Below are 19,275 nucleotides of genomic sequence, written 5' to 3'. Positions count from 1 at the left end.
CCGGCAGCGAGGTCCTCGCACTCCTTCGCGGCCCCCCGCTCAACCTCGTGAAGCCCCTCCCCGTCCTAGGGGGAGGGGCTTTCGCCCTGTACGGTCGGACACGGCGACTCCAGGGGGGAGTGGTGGGGAAGGACGGGGGAAAAGGACGGATCATGTCGCGAGTGCCAAGGTGGCTCGGCCGGATCGGTACCGGACTGACCGACATGGGCGAGCGGTTGGAGGCGCGTCGCGCCGAGGCCGACAAGGAGGACGACGTCCGGCCCGAGCCGGACGGCCGGTCCGAGCGGATCGCCTCGCCCTCCGCGCATCAGCCCGACCGCCCGGCCCGGCCCGACCCCGTACAGGTCGTGCCCTGGGGAGTGCGGGTCGCCGCGGAGGCGGGCTGGCGGCTGCTGGTGCTGGCCGGCACGCTGTGGGTGCTGATGCGGGTCATCAGCGCCGTACAGCTGGTGGTGCTCGCGTTCGTCGCCGCGCTGCTGATGACCGCGCTGCTCCAGCCGACCGTGGCCGCGCTGCGCCGGTACGGGGTGCCGCGCGGGCCGGCCACCGCGCTGACCGCGATCCTCGGGTTCGTCGTGATGGGCCTGATCGGGTGGTTCGTGACCTGGCAGGTCATGGAGAACATCGACACCCTCTCCGATCAGGTCCAGGACGGCATCGAGGAGTTGCGGCGCTGGCTGCTCAACAGCCCGTTCCATGTCACCGAGGAACAGATCAACGACATCGCCGCCAATCTGCGGGACGCGGTGGGCGCCAACACCGATGAGATCACCTCCGTCGGGCTGGCGGGCGTCACGGTCATCGTGGAGGCGCTGACGGGCATCGCGCTCGCCGCGTTCTGCACCCTGTTCCTGCTCTACGACGGCCGGCGGGTCTGGGAGTGGGCGCTGAAGCTGGTGCCCGCGGCGGCCCGGCCCGGCGTGGCGGGCGCCGGACCCCGCGCCTGGCGCACCCTGACCGCCTATGTGCGCGGCACGGTCGTCGTGGCCCTCATCGACGCCACCTTCATCGGCCTCGGCATCTACTTCCTGGATGTCCCGATGGCGGTCCCGCTGGCCGTCTTCATCTTCCTGGGCGCGTTCATCCCGCTGGTCGGCGCGGTCATCTCCGGGGCTCTCGCGGTGGTCGTCGCGCTGGTCACCCAGGGCGTGTTCACCGGGGTGATGACCCTGGCGGTGGTGCTCGCGGTGCAGCAGATCGAGGGCCATATCCTCCAGCCGTTCATCCTGGGCCGGGCCGTGCGGGTGCATCCGCTGGCGGTGGTCCTGGCGGTCGCGGCGGGCGGCCTGGTGGCCGGGATCGGCGGCGCGGTGGTCGCCGTACCGCTGGTGGCGGTGACGAACACGGTGGTCGAGTATCTGCGGGCGTATGCGCAGGGGCGCTACGACGAGGAGGGGGCCGGGAAGGTCGTCCCGGCCCGGTCGGCCCCCGAGGACACGGCCGTCGAGGCCGGCGCGGGGTCCGGGGGCGCGGTCCTGGAGGGCGGGAAGGACGCCGAAAGCCCCGCCCACCAGGGGTGAGCGGGGCCGGGGTCGGCGGGGGTGCTACTCGCTGAGCACGGCCTCGGCGTCGAGGGTGACACCGACCGCCTGGATCACGGAGGCGATTTTGAACGCCTCCTGGACGGTCTCGCGGTCCACGCCCGCCTTGCGCAGCACCTGCTCGTGGGAGTCGAGGCACAGGCCGCAGCCGTTGATCGCGGAGACGGCGAAGGACCACAGCTCGAAGTCGACCTTGTCGACGCCGGGGTTGCCGATGACGTTCATCCGCAGGCCCGCGCGCAGGGTGCCGTACTCGTGGTCCGACAGCAGATGGCGGGTGCGGTAGAAGACGTTGTTCATCGCCATGATCGCGGCGGCGGACTTGGCGGCGGTGTACGCCTGCGGCGACAGGTTCGCCTCGGCCTCCGGCGCCAGTTCGCGCAGCACGATCGGGGAGCGGGCGGCGATGGCGGTCGCCAGGACCGTGCCCCACAGCTGCTGGGCCGGCAGGCCGGAGTTGCCGATGACCGAGCCGAGGTTGAGCTTCAGATCCTTGGCGTAGTCCGGTATGCGGGACTTGAGGGAGTCGAGGGACATGGACTCACTCTCCGGCGAGCAGCGTGACCGCGTCCAGCGTGTCCTCGCCCTTGGTCCAGTTGCACGGGCACAGCTCGTCCGTCTGGAGGGCGTCGAGGACCCGCAGGACCTCCTTGGGGTTACGGCCCACGGAACCGGCGGTGACCATCGTGAACTGGATCTCGCGGTTGGGGTCGACCACGAACACCGCGCGCTGCGCGAAGCCGTCCTCGCCCTCGATGCCCAGGTCCCGCATCAGCTCGTGCCGGGAGTCGGCCAGCATCGGGAACGGCAGGTCGCGCAGGTCGTCGTGGTCCTTGCGCCAGGCGTGGTGGACGAACTCGGAGTCACCGGAGAAGCCGAGGATCTGGGCGTCACGGTCGGCGAACTCGTCGTTCAGCTTCCCGAAGGCGGCGATCTCGGTCGGGCACACGAAGGTGAAGTCCTTCGGCCACGCGAACACGACGAGCCACTTGCCCTCGTAGGTCTTGTGGTGGATCTCCGCGAACTCCTTGCCCTTCTCCAGCGAGACACAGGCCGTGAGTTCGAACTCGGGGAACTTGTCACCGACAGTGAGCACTAGCTCTCCTTGCAGCGAGGAGACACCCCTCGCGGGGGCGTATCCCATGGGTTGGACCTGCCCGATGCTCGCACAAGCTGGATTGATTGCGGAAATAGCTACACTCGGTCGGATTGATCGGAGGGATCTATCAGTGACCGTGAGTAAGACCGTGGGGAATGTGGCGGGGATATCGGCGGGGAAGCGGCGGCAGCCGAGTCTGGCCCAGTTGCGGGCCTTCGCGGCGGTCGCCGACCAGCTGCACTTCCGGGACGCGGCGGCGGCCATCGGCATGAGCCAGCCCGCGCTGTCCGGGGCGGTGTCCGCGCTGGAGGAGATCCTCGGCGTCACCCTGGTGGAGCGCACCACCCGCAAGGTGCTGCTGTCGCCGGCCGGTGAGCGGCTCGCCGTACGGGCCAAGGCGGTACTGGTGGAGGTGGCCGCGCTGCTGGAGGAGGCGGCGGCGGTACGGGCCCCGTTCACCGGTGCGCTGCGGCTCGGGGCGATCCCGACCGTGGCGCCGTATCTGCTGCCGACCGTGCTGCGGCTGGCGCACGACCGTTATCCCGAGCTGGACCTCCAGGTGCACGAGGAACAGACCGCGAGCCTGCTCGACGGGCTCACCTCCGGCCGGCTGGACCTGCTGCTGCTCGCCGTGCCGCTCGCCGTTCCGGGCGTCACCGAACTCCCCCTCTTCGACGAGGACTTCGTGCTGGTCACGCCGCTCGGTCACCCGCTCGGCGGACGCGAGGGCATCGCCCGCGAGGCGCTGCGCGAGCTGCGGCTGCTGCTGCTCGACGAGGGGCACTGTCTGCGCGACCAGGCGCTGGAGATCTGCCGGGACATCAAGGCGGAGGGGCGCGGACCGTCGTCACCGGGTACGGGAGGGCGCCGGGCGAGGATCCCGGCGACGACCACCGCGGCCGGGCTGTCCACGCTGGTGCAGCTGGTCGCGGGCGGGCTCGGGGTGACACTGCTGCCGCGCACCGCCGTCACGGTGGAGACCAGCCGCTCCAGCGGCCTGCTCACCGGGTCCTTCACCGACCCGGCGCCCACCCGCCGAATCGCCCTCGCCATGCGCACGGGCGCCGCCCGCTCCGCGGAGTACACGGAACTGGCGGCGGCCCTGAGGGAGGCGATGGCGGGGTTGCCGGTCCGGGTTGTGGGGCGTTAGCGCCGGTCATCGCCTTCCGCCCGGTCGGCTGGGCGGGGACGCCGTGCGTGCTCCCGCAGTGCGTCGAGGGCGCGGGAGGTGTGGGGGAGGTGCGTGGTGGGTGGTTCCCGTTCGGTGTGCCGGGGGGAGACCCGCGTGCCACTGGGGTCCGAGGGTCCGCGCCCGGTGTGGCATGGGCGCCCTCTCTGGGGGCCGCGCCCGCCGGGGGCGCCCACTTCGGGAGGCGGTGTCTGACGTCGCTGGGGTTGCTTGTCGGGCGGGCGATGCGATGGGGCGGCGGGTCCCGGGATCCGACCCGGCGGAGGTGTGGGGGAGGCGGGTGCCGGGTGGCTCCCGTCCGGTGTGCCGGGGACTGGCCCGCGTACCCACTGCGGTCCGAGGGCTCGCGCTCGGCGTGCCCGTGGGGGCACCTACTCCCTCTGGGGCCGTGTCTGACGTTGTCGGGCGGACTTTGAGATGGGGACGGCGGGCCCAGGATCCGGCCCGGAGGGAGGCGCGTGCCCGGTGGCTCCCGCTCGGTGTGTCGGGGGCTGACCCCCGTACCAACCGCGGTCCGAGGGCCCGTGCTCGGTGTGTTGTGTGGGCGCCCCCTCTGGGGGGCGTGCCTGACGCCGCCGGATCTGCCCGGCGGCGTCAGGTGGGCGGGCGACGCGGCGGGGAATGCAGGCCCCCGACCCCCGCCGCTTCCGCTCACTCCGTGCGGAGTCCGTCCGGGCGCATCAGGCGCAGCAATGGCGGCAGGCTCAGGGCGGTCACCGTGAGGACTACCCCCGCGCCGATGCCCGTCATGGTCAGTACGGTTCCCCAGTCGACCCGGACCGGGGTGTCCGACATGCGGAGCAGGACCGATCCCAGGAGCAGGCCGACCACATTGGCCAGCAGCAGGCCGAGGGCGATGGGGATCGCCGTCTGCCAGAGCACCGACAGGGTCAGTGTGGAGCGCCGGGTGCCGAAGGCGATCAGCGACGACAGCAGCTTCTTGCGCTCCCGCAACTGCTCCAGCTGGGAGACCAGCAGGCTCGCCCCGATCAGCAGCAGCACACAGGCCGAGCCGAGGTACAGGCCGGTGCGGATGGAGGTGTAGCGGTCGGCGGTCTGCGAGGCGGTCCACATCATCGGGTCGGACAGCGGGTCGATCCGCGCCGCGGTGTTGCGGGCCAGGTCGAAGGCGTCCGGCGAGGAGGCGTCGATCGCCAGGTACAGCTCGCCCGTCAGCAGCGCGCGCGCCCGCTCGGGCAGCGCCGACGGGGTGACCAGCAGACCGCCCCGGTCGTACCCCATCATCGTGGTCGTCGCCTCGGCCTGCTTGAGGGCGGGCAGGGTCCAGGCCAGTTCGGTGCCCCGGTCCTCGTCGTAGGTCGGGTCGAAGTACACCGTGCGGCCCTCCTTGCCCAGGGTGGCGGTGTCGCTGTCGTACTCCGCGCCGACCACGGCGAACACATCGCCCTCGCGGCAGGACGGCAGCTCGGCCATCTCCACCAGGTCGGCGCAGCTGCCGACGGTCACCTGGCTGCCCAGGTTCGGGTTCTTCGCCTTGTCGGACACATAGCCCTCGGCGTACCCGTACACCTTCCGTACCCCCTCGGTCGCGGCGAACGCGGTGGCCGCCGCCTCCGTCGGGGTGCCCGCGGTCATGCTCACCTGCATCTGGACGCGCTGGGTGTCCAGCCCGGTCGCCCGGGTGAAGTCGCTCGACACGCCCGTGAACAGCATCTGGAGGGAGATCGCCCCGGCCACCGCCACCGCGATGCCGTTGACCGTGCGGGCCGCCGTACCACTGCTCAGCTGGAGCCTGCGCACCGCGAGCTGCCAGGAGACCGGGCCGCCGCCGAGCCGGGCCACGAACCGCTCCACGATCCACGGCAGCAGCGCGGTCACGCCGACCAGCAGCAGCACCACACCGCCGGTGACCAGGTACTGGTTGAAGTCGCCGTCGTCGCGGCCCTGCCCGATCATCGGGTACAGCAGCCCCAGACCGGCCAGCGGCAGCAGCAGCCGCCACCACAGCCGGCGCCGGCGCGGCTTCGCCGTACGGACCACGCCCAGCGGCTCGATGACCACCCCGCGCAGCGAGAACAGGGTCACCGCGACCGCGGCGGCCGGCACCAGCACCGCGACCAGCACGGCGAGCACGGGCGAGGGGTTGAGATAGCTGGGGAAGGCGCTGACGTCGAACACCTCGGCGGAGCCCGCGAGCTGCCGGCCCAGCAGGAAGAAGGCCAGGCCGAGGACCAGCCCGAGGACCGATCCGGCGAGCGCCTCGCCCGCCGCCACCCGGCGCGTCATCGCGCTGTCGGAGCCCACCAGCCGCAGCGCCGCGAGCCGCCGGTCCCGTCCCTCGCCGCCGAACCGCTCGGCCGCGGCGACGAAGACCGCCACCGGCATCAGCAGCACCACGACGATGACCAGGATCAGCAGCAGCAGTACGGGGTCCCAGGGCTCGGCGATCCCGTCGTCCCGCCCGAAGGAGTCGATCCGCCGGACCGGGCCACCGAGCTGCTCCGCCAGGTCCTCGCCGCCCCGGTAGAAGGCGAGTTCGTGCGAGCCGATCAGACCCGGCTCGGCGATGGTGCCGACGATCCGCTCGGGCAGCCGCTCGCGCAGCAGCGCCCCGCCCGGAGAGGCGAGCAACTCCTCCAGCGCGGGCGAGACCACCATCGTCCCCGGCGCCGGCCACGTGGCGACGCCCGGCGGCAGCGGCGCCCGCGCGCCCTCCGGCTGGAGCACCCGGCCGCGCACACCGTCCTCGCGGAAGGTGGTGTCGACCGACGCGACGAGCAGGGTCTTGTCGCTGACCGGCATCGGCGAGGAGTCGAACGAATAGTCCTGGCGGGCCTGTTCGCGCTGGTCCCGGACGGCCAGCGCGTTCGGGATGGCTGTGGTGAGCAGCAGCACCGCCACCCCGAGGCCGACCCCGACGGCGGTGAGCAGCGCCCGCACCCGCCCGCCGCGTCCGCCGAACGCGAACCGGACACCCATGGAGAGATCGCGCGCCCACTGGGTGAGGAAGGGGGTCGCGCGGGGCGGCTCGGGCGGGGCGGTGGGGGGCGCGGGCCGGGTGACGGTCATACGACGCGCTCCATGTCCCGCGACCTGCCGTCCCGTACGACCAGTTCACGGTCGGAGTAGGCGGCCACCCGTGCCTCGTGGGTGACCAGCACGACGGCGGCGTTGGTGGAGCGGGCCGCGTCGGTGAGCAGGTCCATCACGCGCTCGCCGTTGAGCGAGTCGAGCGCGCCGGTCGGTTCGTCGGCGAACAGCACCCGGGGGCCGGTGACCAGCGCCCGCGCCACGGCGACGCGCTGTCCCTGGCCGCCGGAGATCTCGCTGGGCCGCTTGGCGCGCAGATCGTCGACCTCCAGCCGCTCCATCCAGGCCAGCGAGGCGCGCTCGGCCGCCTTGCGGGGCGTGCCGTTCAGCCGCAGCGGCAGCGCCACATTCTCCACACAGGTCAGTTCGGGCACCAGCTGCCCGAACTGGAAGACGAACCCGAACTCGGAGCGGCGCAGCGCACTGCGCTGGGCGTCGTTCATGGTGGCCATCTCACGGCCGTTGTACGTGATCGAGCCCGAGTCGGGCGTCACGATCCCGGCGAGACAGTGCAGCAGGGTCGACTTGCCCGACCCGGAGGGGCCCATCACGGCGACGACCTCGCCGGGGTGGATGGAGAACTCGGCGCCGTCCAGCGCCGTGGTGGGACCGTACGTCTTGCGCAGCTCGCGCGCGGCGAGCAGGGAACCGGCGGGAACGGGGGCGGGAACGGGGGCGGGAACGCTCACTTGGCCACCACCTCGGCGAGCCGGTCCAGACGGGCCGTGGTCAGTTCCAGCCAGCGCAGGTCGGCCTCCAGGTGGAACAGCGCGTGGTCGCAGATCAGCTGGTCGGCGAGATCGCCCTTGCGCTTGCGGTCGGTGAGGATACGCATCATCCGCAGATGCTCCGAACGCTGGGTGTCGAGGATCCCGGCGGCATCGCGCCGGGTGAGCAGCGCGAGGACGACCTTGGTGTAGAGCGTGGACTGGAGATACGGCTCCGGCTTCTCGGGCGTCGCGAGCCACTGCCGGACGTCGGTGATCCCGGCGTCGGTGATGGCGTACCGCTTGCGCTCGGGGCCGCCGCCGGGCTCGATGCCGTCGACCTCCACGAGCCCGTGCTTCAGCAGCCGGGACATCGTGGAGTAGACCTGGCCGTAGTGCAGGGGCCGGTCCTGACCGAACTTTTCGTCGAAGGCCCGCTTGAGGTCGTAGCCGTGACACGGCCCGGACTCCAGGAGACCCAGAAGGGTGTGACCGATGGACATGCCGAGCACTCTACACACCGGGTATACGCCACATGTATACGTGGAGTGTTTAGATCATGGGGAGGAGTGAGGGGGAGGGTGAAAGCGCAGGTGAGGGGCATTGTCACGGTTTCGTGACGGGGGTACGGCCGCCGGTCGGCCTAGGAATCCGAGGGGCCCGGGGAACCCGGCGTACCGGCGGAATCCGCCGGACCCGGTGTACCCGTCGTACCCGAGGAATCCGCCGAACCCGCGGAGCCGGACGCACCCGCGGAGCCGGACGCCGGGGACTCGGCCTCCCCCCGGGACCCCGCCGCCCCCGGCGGACGCCCCCGCCGGGGGATCGGCCGGGCCTCCCCCGGCAGCCGGCCCGCCTCCGCCAGTGCCCGCCGCAGCAGGAACTCGATCTGCGCGTTGGCCGACCGCAGCTCGTCGGACGCCCAGCGGGCCAGCGACTCGTACACCGCGGGGTCCAACCGCAGCAGCACCTGCTTGCGCTGCTGCGGCCGGCGTTCGGGGCCGGTGCCCGCCGAGGGGCCGGTCACTGGTAGAGCGTCCCGGTGTTGAGGACCGGCTGCGCCGAGCGGTCCCCGCAGAGCACGACCAGCAGGTTGGACACCATCGCCGCCTTCCGTTCCGCGTCCAGCTCCACGATGTCCTGCTCGGCGATCCGGGCCAGCGCCGCCTCGACCATCCCGACCGCCCCGTCCACGATCTGCCGCCGGGCCGCGACCACCGCGCCCGCCTGCTGCCGCTGGAGCATCGCCGAGGCGATCTCGGGCGCGTAGGCGAGGTGCGTGAAGCGGGACTCGATGATCTGCACGCCGGCCGCCTCGACCCGGGCGTGGAGTTCGACGCCGAGCTTCTCGGTGATTTCCTCGGCGTTGCCGCGCAGCGAGAGCCCGTCCTCCTCATGGGCGTCGTACGGGTACTCGATGGCGATGTGCCGCACGGCCGCCTCGGTCTGGGTGGAGACGAACTCGATGTAGTCGTCCACCTCGAAGACGGCCTGCGCGGTGTCCTCCACCCGCCAGACCACGACCGCCGCCAGCTCGACCGGGTTGCCGTAGGCGTCGTTCACCTTGAGGACGGCCGTCTCGTGGTTGCGCACCCGGGTGGAGATCTTCGCGCGGTCGGTGAGCGGGTTCACCCAGCGCAGTCCGTCCTGCCGGATGGTGCCCCGGTAGCGGCCGAAGAGCTGGACCACCCGGGCCTCGCCCGGCGCCACCGTGTTCAGCCCGCACATCGCGATGAACGCGCTGATCGCGATCACACAGCCGCCGACGATCAGCGCGGCCTTGCCGCCGGCCGACGAGACGGCGACGGCGGACACCGCGGTCCCAGCTCCGCCGAACAGCCCGATCAGGCCGAGCACCAGCACCAGGCCACCGCCGACACTGTGCGCGGCGAACTCCCGGACTCGCGGCTCCGGCATCGCCGGACTGTCCGGCACCTGCGCGGATTTGGATTCGGATATGGACATGGCTGGGCCCCCGTCTCTCTGTGCGGACTCCCGGCGGGAGCCCGCTAGCATGCGCTTATCTAAGCGATATCACTTTATCTCGCCACGGCAACCCCAACCCCCCTTCGTTCGTCGGTTTCAGTGGGTCAGGTCAGGACACGTGCGGATTCTCACGTCCGTAAATGACCGGATCGTTCCCACTTCGGCACAGACGGCGGTGTTAGCTTCTGAGCCGACCCGAGCCCACACGGATGTGACAGACGAGAACGAAGCGGAGTACACGGACCCATGGGACGAGCGGAAGAGAGACGAGCGCGACAGCGCGGTGCGCGCCGCACCGCGTCCAAGGGCCGCCGTTCGCCCCGTGGTGAGGGGCGGACCGGCATACGCCGCTTCCTGACCTGGCGCAAGCTCCTCGGTACGTTCCTCGGCTTCTGTCTGCTGTGCATCGGGGCGTTCATCGTGCTCTACCTGGTGATCGACATACCCGAGGGCAACGCGGTGGCGCAGGAGCAGAGCAACGTCTACCAGTACAGCGACGGCACGCTGCTGACCCGCAGCGGCGAGGTCAACCGGGAGATCGTGGACCTGGCGCGGGTCCCCAAGGACGTGCAGCGCACGTTCGTCGCCGCCGAGAACAAGACGTTCTACGAGGACTCCGGCGTCGACCTCAAGGGCACCGCCCGGGGTCTGCTCAACACCCTGTCCGGCAAGGGCACCCAGGGCGGCTCGACCATCACCCAGCAGTACGTCAAGAACTACTACCTGACCCAGGAACAGACGGTCACCCGCAAGCTCAAGGAGCTGGTGATCTCCCTGAAGGTGGACCGCGAGATGTCCAAGGACGACATCCTCGCCGGATACATCAACACCAGCTTCTACGGCCGTAACGCCTACGGTATCCAGGCCGCGGCCCAGGCCTACTACCGCGTCGACGCCGACCAGCTGACCGTCGAGCAGGGCGCGTATCTCGCGGCGCTGCTCCAGGCGCCGAGCCAGTACGACTGGGCGGCGGCGTCCGAGACCGGCAAGGAACTGGTGCAGGACCGCTGGAACTACGTCCTGGACAACATGGTCGAGGAGGGCTGGCTGGACGCCTCCGAGCGGCAGGGGATGACGTTCCCGGTGCCGAAGGAGCCGCAGGGCACACCCGGTCTCGAAGGCCAGACCGGCTATCTGGTCGACGCGGCCAACGAGGAACTCGCCGGGCAACTGGTCGCCCAGGGCTCGGCGGAGAACGAGGACGACGCCCTCGCGATGGTCAAGCGCGGCGGCTGGACCATCACCCTGAGCATCGACAAGAAGAAGCAGGACGAGCTGGAGAAGGCCGCCGAGGACCAGCTGATCAGCAAGCTCGACCCGGACGAACGCGCCGTCGACGCGAACATCCAGCCCGGCGCGGTCTCCGTCGACCCCGAGACCGGCGAGGTCGTCGCGATGTACGGCGGCGCCGACTATGTCGAGCACTACCGCAACAACGCCACCAGACGGGACTACCAGCCGGCGTCCACCTTCAAGCCGGTGATCCTGGCGGCGGCCGTGGAGGAGAAGTCGAAGACGCAGGACGGCGATCCGATCACGGCGGACACGGTCTACGACGGTGACAGCAAGCGCCCGGTCGAGGACGGCGGCCAGGAGGTGGGCTTCGCCCCGCCGAACGAGGACGACGTCGACTACGGCGATGTCACCGTGCAGACGGCGATGAACAAGTCCATCAACTCCGTCTTCGCGCAGCTGGGCGTGGATGTCGGCATGGACAAGGTGATGGAGGTCGCCGCCCTGCTCGGCATGGACACCGACGGCATGGAGGCGGTGCCCGCGCAGACCCTGGGCTCCATGGGCGCGAGCCCGCTGGAGATGGCCGGGATCTACGCCACTCTCGACAACCACGGCAAGAAGGTCACGCCGACGATCCTGGCCTCGGTGGAGCACAAGGACACGGTGGTGGAGCTGCCCGACCCGATCGGCGAGCAGGTGATCAGCCGCGAGGCCGCCGACACGGTCACCTCGGTGCTCACCGGTGTGGTCGACGACGGCACGGCCCGCACCTCGGTGAAGGAGAACCCGGAGCGCGACGGCCAGCAGGTGGCCGGCAAGACCGGCACCTCCGACTACGGCCGCTCGGCCTGGTTCACCGGCTACACCCCGACCCTGGTGACCTCGGTCGGCCTGTTCGGCGAGGACGCCGGGTCCGGCGACCAGGTCGACATGAAGGGCGCGACCGGCACCCTGCCGGGTACGGGCCGGGTCAACGGCGGTGGCATCCCGGCGCAGATCTGGGCGCAGTACACCTTCGGCGCGACGGGCGAGGTCACCGAGTTCGACCTGGACACCGACCAGGGCGCGGGCGTCGAGCCGACCTGGACGCCCACGCCGACCCCGGAGCCGACGCCGGAGCCGACCACCCAGGAGCCGACGACCGAGGCACCGGTTCAGACGCCGACGCAGGAGCCCACGACCCAGGAACCGACCACGGAGGAACCGACGGAGGAACCCACCACGGAGGAGCCGCCGTCCCAGACCCCGACCTCGGGACCGCCCACGAGCACCAGCCCGCAGCCGCCGACCACCCCGGAGGACCCCGGGCACCAGGAGTGACACCTCGACCGTCCGACGGGAACCGTTCCCCAGCGACCTCAGCGCCCCCAGCGCCCCCTACGGCCGAAGGCGCCGACGCCTACTTCCCGTTGAACGCCCCGGCGATCCGGTCGCCCAGCTCCTTGTCCACATTGCGCCAGTACTGAAGGGCCCGCTCCAGCACCGGCCGGGAGACCCCGTTGCCCAGATGCCCGGTGATGTTCGACGCCAGCCGCTCCCGGGCGGCGTCGTCCAGCACCTCGCGGACCATCGTCCCGGCCTGCCCGAAGTCGTCGTCCTCGCGGTGCAGCGAGTAGGCCTCCCGCACCATCTCCCCGGCGGCACGCCACCCGGCGATGTCCCCGAACCGGTCGACATCGGCCGCGGGCCCACCGTACGAATTGGGCGCGTAGGGGGCCGCCGTCCGGGCGGGCTCGTACCGCATGGGCCCGTCCTTGGCGTAGGAGTGCACGGCCGACCGGGCCCGGTTGGGCGGCAGCTGCGCGTAGTTCGGCCCGATCCGGTAGCGGTGGGTGTCCGGGTACGAGAACAGCCGCCCGAGCAGCATCTTGTCCGGCGACGGGCCGATGCCCGGCACCAGGTTCGACGGCTCGAACGCGGCCTGCTCGATATGGACGAAGTAGTCCTCGGGGTTCTTGTCGAGGGTCATCCGGCCGACCTCGATCAGCGGATAGTCGCCGTGCGGCCACACCTTGGTGAGGTCGAACGGGTTGAACCGGTAGTCCGGCGCGTCCTCGAACGGCATGACCTGCACATACATCGTCCAGGACGGGTTCTCGCCCCGGTCGATCGCCTGGAACAGATCCCGCCGGTGCAGATCCGCGTCCTCCCCCGCGAGCCGGTCGGCGTCCGCCTGGGTGAGGAAGTCGATGCCCTGGTCGGTCTTGAGGTGGTACTGGATCCAGAACCGCTCGCCGCCGCCGTTGACCCACATATAGGCGTGGGACGAGTAGCCGTTCATGTTCCGGTACGTCTTGGGGATGCCCCGGTCACCCATCAGCCAGGTCACCATGTGCGCCGACTCGGGGGACAGGGTCCAGAAGTCCCACTGCATGTCGTTGTCGCGCAGCCCGCTGTCCGGGCGCCGCTTCTGGGAGCGGATGAAGTCCTGGAACTTCTGCGGGTCCCGGACGAAGAACACCGGGGTGTTGTTGCCGACCAGGTCGTAGTTGCCGTACTCGGTGTAGAACTTCAGCGCGAAGCCGCGCGGGTCGCGCCAGGTGTCGGGGGAGCCCTGCTCACCCGCGACGGTGGAGAACCGGGCCAGCATCTCGGTGCGGCGGCCCGGCTGGAACAGATCGGCCTTGGTGAACTGGCTGACGTCGTTGGTCACCTCGAAGGTGCCGTAGGCGCCGGAGCCCTTCGCGTGGACCACCCGTTCGGGGACCCGTTCCCGGTTGAACTGGGCCATCTTCTCGATCAGATAGTGGTCCTGGAGAAGGATGGGTCCGGTGTCGCCGATCGTCAGCGAGTGTTCGTCGCTCTCCACCGGGATCCCGGCGTTGTTGGTGGTGTAGGGCGCGCGCTGGGGCGTCTGCGTCATGAGCGTCCTCCTTCAGAGGCTTCATGAGGTCGTCAGGTCGCTTGGCTCACCCCACCCACTCAACTCCGGCACCGGTACATCGGCAACTTCTGGATATGTTCCAAGTCCGGCGGTAGCCTAGATTTGTGTGGCATCCAGATTCGTACCGAGTCTTAGTTCGAGCGAGTCCGAGTTCGGGTCCGAGTTCGGGTCAGGTTTTGTTCAGCTCGAACCACACCACCTTGCCGGTGCTCAGCCGGGTCGCACCCCAGCGCCGGGCCAGCCGGTTCACCAGATACAGCCCGCGTCCGCCCTCGTCGGTGGCGCGCGCCTGCCGCAGCCTGGGCAGCTGGGGCACATCGTCGCCGACCTCGCAGCGCAGCACATCCGTGCGCAGCAGCCGCAGGGTCACCGGCTTCGACGCGTACCGCACGGCGTTGGTCACGACCTCGCTGACCAGCAGCTCCACCGAATCCGTCAGATCCTCCAGGCCCCAGCGGGTCAGCGCCCGCCGGGCCAGCCGCCGGGCCTTACCGGGCGCGGCGTCCTCCGGTTCCAGGAACCAGTACGCCACGTCGTTGGGCGCGATGCCGTCGAAGCGGGCGGCGAGCAGCGCGATGTCGTCGTCCCGGTCGCCGGGACCGAGCATGTCGAGCACCTCGTCGCACAGCGCCTCAAGGGGCGGCGGATGATCCGGGCCGGTGAGCTGGGCGGTCGCGGCGAGCCGCTCCCGCAGCTGCTCTATGCCGGTCCATACGTCGCGCAGCCTGGATTCCACCAGACCGTCCGTGTACAGCAGCAAGGTGGCCCCGGCGGGCGCGTCCAGCTCCACCGCCTCGAAGTCCACCCCGCCGACCCCGATCGGGGCGCCCGCGGGCACCGACAGCACCTCGGCCCGGCCGCCGAGATGCAGCAGCACGGGCGGCGGGTGCCCGGCGTTGGCGATGGTGATGCGGTGCGAGACCGGGTCGTACACCGCGTACAGACAGGTCGCCATGCGGTCGGCGCCCAGCCGCTGGGCCTGCTCGTCCAGATGGTGCAGGACCTCCTGCGGCGGCAGATCGAGCCCGGCCAGGGTCTGCGCGGTGGTGCGCAGCTGGCCCATGATGGCCGCCGATGTCATGGAGTGACCCATGACGTCCCCGACGACCAGCGCGACCCGGCTGCCGGGCAGCGGGATGGCGTCGTACCAGTCGCCGCCGACCCGCGCGGTCTCGGCGGCCGGGAGATAGCGCGAGGCCAGCCGCACGCCCGTGGGGCGGGGCAGGGTCTCCGGGAGCATCGTGCGCTGCAACTCGTCGGCGATGTACGCCTCGCGCCCGTACAGCACCGCCTTGTCGATGCCGAGCGCGCTGTGCGTGGCCAGCTGGGCGGCGACCAGCAGATCGTCGGCCTCGAACGCGAGCCGCTCCGGTCCGCGCAGGAACACCGCCGCGCCGATCACCCGGCGCCGGCCCCGCAGCGGCGCCAGGATCGCCCGCAGCCCGGCGGGTACGACGAGTTCGGCGTCGTCACCGAGCAGCTCCGGCAGCGCGGCGCGGGCGGCGGGCGCGTCGGCGAACACCGGCCGCACCCCGCGCAGCACCTCCGCGAGGGCGCCGCCCGTGCGTACCTCGCACAGCTCGGCGGTGACGGTGGACAGCTCGCTGGGCTCCGGCGTCTGCGCAGGCAGGAAACCGCCCTCGGTGTCCCGCTCCTCGGGGATCCGGTCGGTGCGCCGCAGCCGCAGCACCACCGGCCCGGTCGGCCGCTCGTCACCCACCGGCAGCGGATCGCGAAGATAGACCAGGATCGCGTCGGCGAACGTCGGCACGGTCGCCCGGCACAGGCCCATCACGATCTCGTCCAGATCCATGCCGCGGGCGATCCGCCGGGTGGCCGCGCCCACGAACCGCAGCCGGTCACCGTCGCGCCGCATCGGCGTCGGCCTCCCGACCGCCGGATTGCCCTGTCCGCTGCGCCGCTCCTGGCCCGCCATCCGCCCCGCGGCGTCCGGCTGCACCGGGATGCCCTCCGCCGCGGGCCGCAGCATCAGGCCGCTCTCGCCCTCGCCGGGCTTCTCCCGGGCCGGGGGCGCCGCCAAGGGCTCGTCGGGGGACGGCTGGGAGTGCTGCTCCGAGTCCGCGCCGCCGTCCGGGGCCCCCGGAGTGCCCTGCGGGCTCTCGGCGGCCGGCGCCTGCGCGGGACGCGCGGGCTCACCGGGCGGCGGCGGGGTGTGCAGCAGCGCCCCGCGGGGATCCACGGGGTCGACGCCCGGCTGGGGGCGTTCATAGGAGGTGGGGTTCTCCGTCACGCGTGTCGCATCCGTCCGTCGGGGGCCGCGCGCCGCGCCCTTCGGGGGCCCGCGCGCCGCGTGTGTTCGTCCCGCAGAAGTCCCGATACCCGGAATACGTGCCCCAGGAACGGAATTCCCGCGTGGTCAGAGGCTGTTCCTGTGTTTTTCGCCGACCGCTCGCGGCCCGCGCGGCTGATGCCCTCGTACCGCTCGCTCACGTCCTGCCGCCCCTCGGTGACATGTGGTCAGACTCCGTGCACGCTCCGGCAGTTGCTGCCGCGCTCCCTTGCGGAGGACGATCCTACGTTTCTTGCCCGGGGGCGCATCAAGGGTCTCATGAGGACACATGCGCGGGCGTACGGTCCCAGTCGTCCGGCAACGACGGTACCGCCCAGTCGGGGTCCGGGCGCCAGTGCTGCCAGCCGTCGGCGAACGGCGGGCCCCAGGCGCTGATCACCTCCACCGCGGCCCGCCCCGCCGCCCGCACCCGCGCGGCCAGGGCGGCGTCCACCAGACCGTCCCCGCGGGCCTGCGCGAACTCGTCCTCGTCGTGCCAGGACCAGCCGCGGTCCGGGTGCACGGAGATGTCCAGAAAGTGATCCTCGGAGTCCACACCGCCGCCCCAACGGGACAGCGGCTCCTCCAGGTTGACGTACCAGTTCTTGAACCGCCAGCCCTGATCCCAGAACAGCCACACCGACCAGGGCTGGCCCGGTCTGGCCAGTTTCAGCACACCGGTGCCGAACCAGCGGTCCCGCTGGACCGTGCGCGGCTTGGTGTAGCGGGTCTCCAGCGGCTCCAGATGCACCGGCGTGCCGTCGGCCAGCACCGGCCGGATGCACTCGGTGCCCGGCGCCAGCCACACGGCCAGCACCTCCGCGTCGTCCCGTACGACGGTGACCGGCCGGGCGATGTGCGGGCGCGGCCCGCCGTTCTCCCGGTACCGCCACAGGATCTGGCTCCCGGGGGACCAGTACGCCGTGCCGTCGCCCGTCGCCGCCGCTGCCAACGCTGTCACCGTCGGGTCCGTCACCGTTCCGTCGTCGTCCGCCATGGGCAGATATTAGGTGCCATCGGCATAGGACGCTGCGGTACCGGTCACGGTTCACCCGACGGTCACCGCGCGCCCCCGTCTGTCACGGGCGGGTCATACGCAGCACATCCAGCGCGTCGTCCAGCTGCGCCCCGGTCAGCTCGCCGCGCTCGACGTACCCGCCCTCCAGCACGACCTGGCGGATCGTCTTGCGCTCGGCCAGGGCCTTCTTGGCGACCTTCGCGGCCTCCTCGTAGCCGATGTACTTGTTCAGCGGGGTCACCACCGACGGGGAGGACTCGGCGTACTCGCGGGCCCGCTCGCGGTTCGCGGTGATGCCGTCGACCGTGCGGCCGGCCAGCAGCCGGGAGGCGTTGGTGAGCAGCCGGATCGATTCCAGGACGTTCTTGGCGATCACCGGGAGCATCACGTTCAGCTCGAAATTGCCGGCCGCGCCCGCGATCGCCACCGTCGTGTCATTGCCCGTCACCTGCGCACACACCATGAGCACGGCCTCGGGGATCACCGGGTTCACCTTGCCCGGCATGATCGAGGAGCCGGGCTGGAGGTCGGGCAGCGCGATCTCGGCGAGGCCGGTGCGCGGGCCGGACGACATCCAGCGCAGATCGTTGGAGATCTTCGTCAGGCCGACCGCGATGGTCCGCAGCTGCCCGCTGATCTCCACGACGGCGTCCCGGGCGCCCTGCGCCTCGAAGTGGTCGCGGGCCTCGGTCAGCGGCAGCCCGGTGGCGCGGGCGACCTCCTCGATCACGGCCGCCGAGAAACCCGCCGGGGTGTTGATGCCGGTGCCCACCGCGGTGCCGCCCAGCGGCAGCTCGGCGAGGCGGGGCAGGGAGGCGGTGAGCCGCTCGACGCCGTACCTCACCTGAGCGGCGTACCCGCCGAACTCCTGTCCTAGGGTGACGGGAGTGGCGTCCATGAGATGGGTGCGCCCGGATTTCACCACATCGGCGAATTCCTCCGCCTTGCGCTCCAGGGAGGCCGCCAGCTGCTCCAGGGCCGGGATCAGCTCGCGGGTGACGGCGGCGGTGGCGGCGATGTGGATCGAGGACGGGAAGACGTCGTTGGACGACTGCGAGGCGTTGACGTGGTCGTTGGGGTGCACGGCGCGGCCCAGCCGCTCGGTGGCGAGGGTGGCGATGACCTCGTTGGTGTTCATGTTGGACGAGGTGCCCGACCCGGTCTGGAACACGTCGACCGGGAAATGGGCGTCCCAGGTCCCCTCGGCGACCTCCCCGGCCGCCTCCTGGATCGCCTCGGCGATGTCCTTGTCGAGCACCCCGAGACGGGCGTTCACCTTGGCGGCGGCGCCCTTGATCCGGGCGAGGGCCTCGATGTGGGCGCGCTCGATGCGCTGCCCCGAGATCGGGAAGTTCTCGACGGCACGCTGGGTCTGCGCCCGCCACTTCGCGTCCGCGGGGACCCGCACCTCGCCCATCGAGTCGTGCTCGACGCGGTAGTCCTGGGCGTCGTCGCTCCGGTCGCCGCCGGCGGTCGTGGTCATCGTGCTGGTACCTCCGTGAGTGGGTCGGGCCCCGCACGGGAGAGCGCGGGGGGCGGGAGGCGTATTCCCCGTCCGGGGTCTCCCGGCTCCCCTCAGGGATGCGCCGGTCCGGCCCACATCCCCCGCACATGCCCCAGATGCCGGGTCATGACGGCCCGTACGGCGCTCTCGTCGCGGGCGAGCAGCGCGTCCAGCAGTTCCAGGTGCTCCTCGGCGGACGCTTCGAGGCGTCCCTCGGCCACCAGCTTGGTCAGCCCGTACAGCCGGGCCTTCGCACGCAGGCCGCGGACCACCTCCACCAGCGGGGCGTTGCCCGCGAGCGCCAGCAGCCCCAGATGGAAGCGGGTGTCGGCCTCCACGTACGCGATCAGATCCCCGGCCGCCGCGGCGGTCACGATCTCGCGGGCGACCGGGCGCAGCGCGCTCAGGGCCACCGGGTCGGCCGTGGCGGCCAGCGCGGCCGTGGTGGGGATCTCGATCAGCGCGCGGACGTGCGTGTACTCGTCGAGCTGGCGTTCGGAGACGACGGTGACCCGGAAGCCCTTGTTCGGGACCGGGTCGAGCAGGCCCTCCTTGGCGAGGTCCAGCAGGGCCTCGCGCACCGGGGTGACCGAGATCCCGAAGCGCGCGGCCAGCGTCGGCGCCGAGTACACCTCCCCGGCCCGCAGCTCACCGGCGATCAGCGCGGCCCGCAGCGCGTCGGCGACCCGCTCGCGGTAACTGGCCTTGGTACCGCCGAGCACGGGCAGGGGCGGGGGCGGGGGCTGCGGGGGCATACGGCACTACTCCTC

General features: G+C 71.5%; 15 protein-coding genes. 3 read left to right on the top strand and 12 right to left on the bottom strand.

Annotated features, from left to right (window positions below; genetic code table 11):
- Positions 1–152: 152 nt before the first annotated feature.
- Positions 153–1,520, top strand: coding sequence for an AI-2E family transporter (locus ACFRFC_RS14005; protein ID WP_382684694.1), 1,368 nt, complete (start codon positions 153–155; stop codon positions 1,518–1,520).
- A 24-nt stretch (positions 1,521–1,544) separates the two neighbouring features.
- Here ACFRFC_RS14005 and ACFRFC_RS14000 read toward each other — a convergent pair whose 3' ends face one another.
- Together ACFRFC_RS14000 and ACFRFC_RS13995 are read right to left on the bottom strand one after the other, a co-directional pair.
- Positions 1,545–2,078 (bottom strand): alkyl hydroperoxide reductase, encoded by a 534-nt coding sequence (locus tag ACFRFC_RS14000; RefSeq protein ID WP_382684696.1) that lies wholly within the window; start codon positions 2,076–2,078, stop codon positions 1,545–1,547.
- A 4-nt stretch (positions 2,079–2,082) separates the two neighbouring features.
- The gene (locus tag ACFRFC_RS13995) at positions 2,083–2,637 is read right to left on the bottom strand and encodes a peroxiredoxin (RefSeq protein WP_382684699.1); all 555 of its coding nucleotides are present in this window, start codon (positions 2,635–2,637) and stop codon (positions 2,083–2,085) included.
- A 169-nt stretch (positions 2,638–2,806) separates the two neighbouring features.
- Here ACFRFC_RS13995 and ACFRFC_RS13990 point away from each other — a divergent pair, with 169 nt between their 5' ends.
- Complete coding sequence (locus tag ACFRFC_RS13990; RefSeq protein ID WP_382685144.1) at positions 2,807–3,790, top strand: hydrogen peroxide-inducible genes activator; 984 nt, start codon at positions 2,807–2,809, stop codon at positions 3,788–3,790.
- Positions 3,791–4,480: 690 nt separating this feature from the next.
- Here ACFRFC_RS13990 and ACFRFC_RS13985 read toward each other — a convergent pair.
- The 5 genes from ACFRFC_RS13985 to ACFRFC_RS13965 form a co-directional block, all read right to left on the bottom strand.
- Positions 4,481–6,769, bottom strand: coding sequence for an ABC transporter permease (locus ACFRFC_RS13985; protein ID WP_382685147.1), 2,289 nt, complete (start codon positions 6,767–6,769; stop codon positions 4,481–4,483).
- 86 nt (positions 6,770–6,855) lie between these two features.
- A complete protein-coding gene (locus ACFRFC_RS13980; RefSeq protein ID WP_382684702.1) occupies positions 6,856–7,569 on the bottom strand; it encodes an ABC transporter ATP-binding protein in 714 nt (237 codons plus the stop codon).
- The gene (locus ACFRFC_RS13975; protein WP_382684705.1) at positions 7,566–8,090 is read right to left on the bottom strand and encodes a PadR family transcriptional regulator; all 525 of its coding nucleotides are present in this window, start codon (positions 8,088–8,090) and stop codon (positions 7,566–7,568) included. The genes ACFRFC_RS13980 and ACFRFC_RS13975 overlap by 4 nt, the downstream gene beginning before the upstream one ends.
- Before the next feature lie 140 nt (positions 8,091–8,230).
- Entirely contained in the window at positions 8,231–8,614 is a 384-nt protein-coding gene (locus ACFRFC_RS13970) for a hypothetical protein (RefSeq protein WP_382684707.1), read from the bottom strand.
- Positions 8,611–9,552: an SPFH domain-containing protein gene (locus tag ACFRFC_RS13965; protein WP_382684710.1), complete on the bottom strand. Its 942-nt coding sequence runs from the start codon at positions 9,550–9,552 to the stop codon at positions 8,611–8,613. The genes ACFRFC_RS13970 and ACFRFC_RS13965 overlap by 4 nt, the downstream gene beginning before the upstream one ends.
- 267 nt (positions 9,553–9,819) lie before the next feature.
- On the opposite strand from ACFRFC_RS13965, the gene ACFRFC_RS13960 reads away from it, so the two are divergent.
- A complete protein-coding gene (locus ACFRFC_RS13960) occupies positions 9,820–12,129 on the top strand; it encodes a transglycosylase domain-containing protein (RefSeq protein WP_382684713.1) in 2,310 nt (769 codons plus the stop codon).
- A gap of 79 nt (positions 12,130–12,208) precedes the next feature.
- Here the strand turns inward: ACFRFC_RS13960 and ACFRFC_RS13955 are convergent, their stop codons facing one another.
- From ACFRFC_RS13955 to ACFRFC_RS13935, 5 genes are all read right to left on the bottom strand, one after another.
- Complete coding sequence (locus ACFRFC_RS13955) at positions 12,209–13,672, bottom strand: catalase (RefSeq protein WP_382684716.1); 1,464 nt, start codon at positions 13,670–13,672, stop codon at positions 12,209–12,211.
- A 190-nt stretch (positions 13,673–13,862) separates the two neighbouring features.
- A complete protein-coding gene (locus ACFRFC_RS13950; RefSeq protein ID WP_382684718.1) occupies positions 13,863–15,944 on the bottom strand; it encodes a SpoIIE family protein phosphatase in 2,082 nt (693 codons plus the stop codon).
- 316 nt (positions 15,945–16,260) lie between these two features.
- Positions 16,261–16,980, bottom strand: a complete 720-nt coding sequence (locus ACFRFC_RS13945) for a DUF402 domain-containing protein (RefSeq protein WP_382684721.1) — start codon at positions 16,978–16,980, stop codon at positions 16,261–16,263.
- Between the two features lie 82 nt (positions 16,981–17,062).
- Entirely contained in the window at positions 17,063–18,484 is a 1,422-nt protein-coding gene (locus ACFRFC_RS13940; protein ID WP_382684724.1) for a class II fumarate hydratase, read from the bottom strand.
- A 92-nt stretch (positions 18,485–18,576) separates the two neighbouring features.
- Positions 18,577–19,260 carry a GntR family transcriptional regulator gene (locus ACFRFC_RS13935; RefSeq protein WP_382684727.1) on the bottom strand — a complete coding sequence of 228 codons (684 nt, stop codon included), beginning with the start codon at positions 19,258–19,260 and terminating at the stop codon, positions 18,577–18,579.
- Between the last annotated feature and the right edge of the window lie 15 nt (positions 19,261–19,275).

This window comes from Streptomyces sp. NPDC056734, from assembly GCF_042790455.1.
Taxonomy (GTDB): Bacteria; Actinomycetota; Actinomycetes; order Streptomycetales; family Streptomycetaceae; genus Streptomyces.
This window is presented reverse-complemented; position numbering and strand designations above follow the sequence as displayed.

What these genes read in the sequence shown, in the direction of transcription:
- ACFRFC_RS13985 (WP_382685147.1), bottom strand. Translation starts at nt 6,769, where the DNA reads ATGGGTGTCCGGTTCGCGTTCGGCGGACGCGGCGGGCGGGTGCGGGCG.
- ACFRFC_RS13955 (WP_382684716.1), bottom strand. Translation starts at nt 13,672, where the DNA reads ATGACGCAGACGCCCCAGCGCGCGCCCTACACCACCAACAACGCCGGG.
- ACFRFC_RS13965 (WP_382684710.1), bottom strand. Translation starts at nt 9,552, where the DNA reads ATGTCCATATCCGAATCCAAATCCGCGCAGGTGCCGGACAGTCCGGCG.
- ACFRFC_RS13975 (WP_382684705.1), bottom strand. Translation starts at nt 8,090, where the DNA reads ATGTCCATCGGTCACACCCTTCTGGGTCTCCTGGAGTCCGGGCCGTGT.
- ACFRFC_RS14005 (WP_382684694.1), top strand. Translation starts at nt 153, where the DNA reads ATGTCGCGAGTGCCAAGGTGGCTCGGCCGGATCGGTACCGGACTGACC.
- ACFRFC_RS13935 (WP_382684727.1), bottom strand. Translation starts at nt 19,260, where the DNA reads ATGCCCCCGCAGCCCCCGCCCCCGCCCCTGCCCGTGCTCGGCGGTACC.
- ACFRFC_RS13960 (WP_382684713.1), top strand. Translation starts at nt 9,820, where the DNA reads ATGGGACGAGCGGAAGAGAGACGAGCGCGACAGCGCGGTGCGCGCCGC.
- ACFRFC_RS14000 (WP_382684696.1), bottom strand. Translation starts at nt 2,078, where the DNA reads ATGTCCCTCGACTCCCTCAAGTCCCGCATACCGGACTACGCCAAGGAT.
- ACFRFC_RS13940 (WP_382684724.1), bottom strand. Translation starts at nt 18,484, where the DNA reads ATGACCACGACCGCCGGCGGCGACCGGAGCGACGACGCCCAGGACTAC.
- ACFRFC_RS13945 (WP_382684721.1), bottom strand. Translation starts at nt 16,980, where the DNA reads ATGGCGGACGACGACGGAACGGTGACGGACCCGACGGTGACAGCGTTG.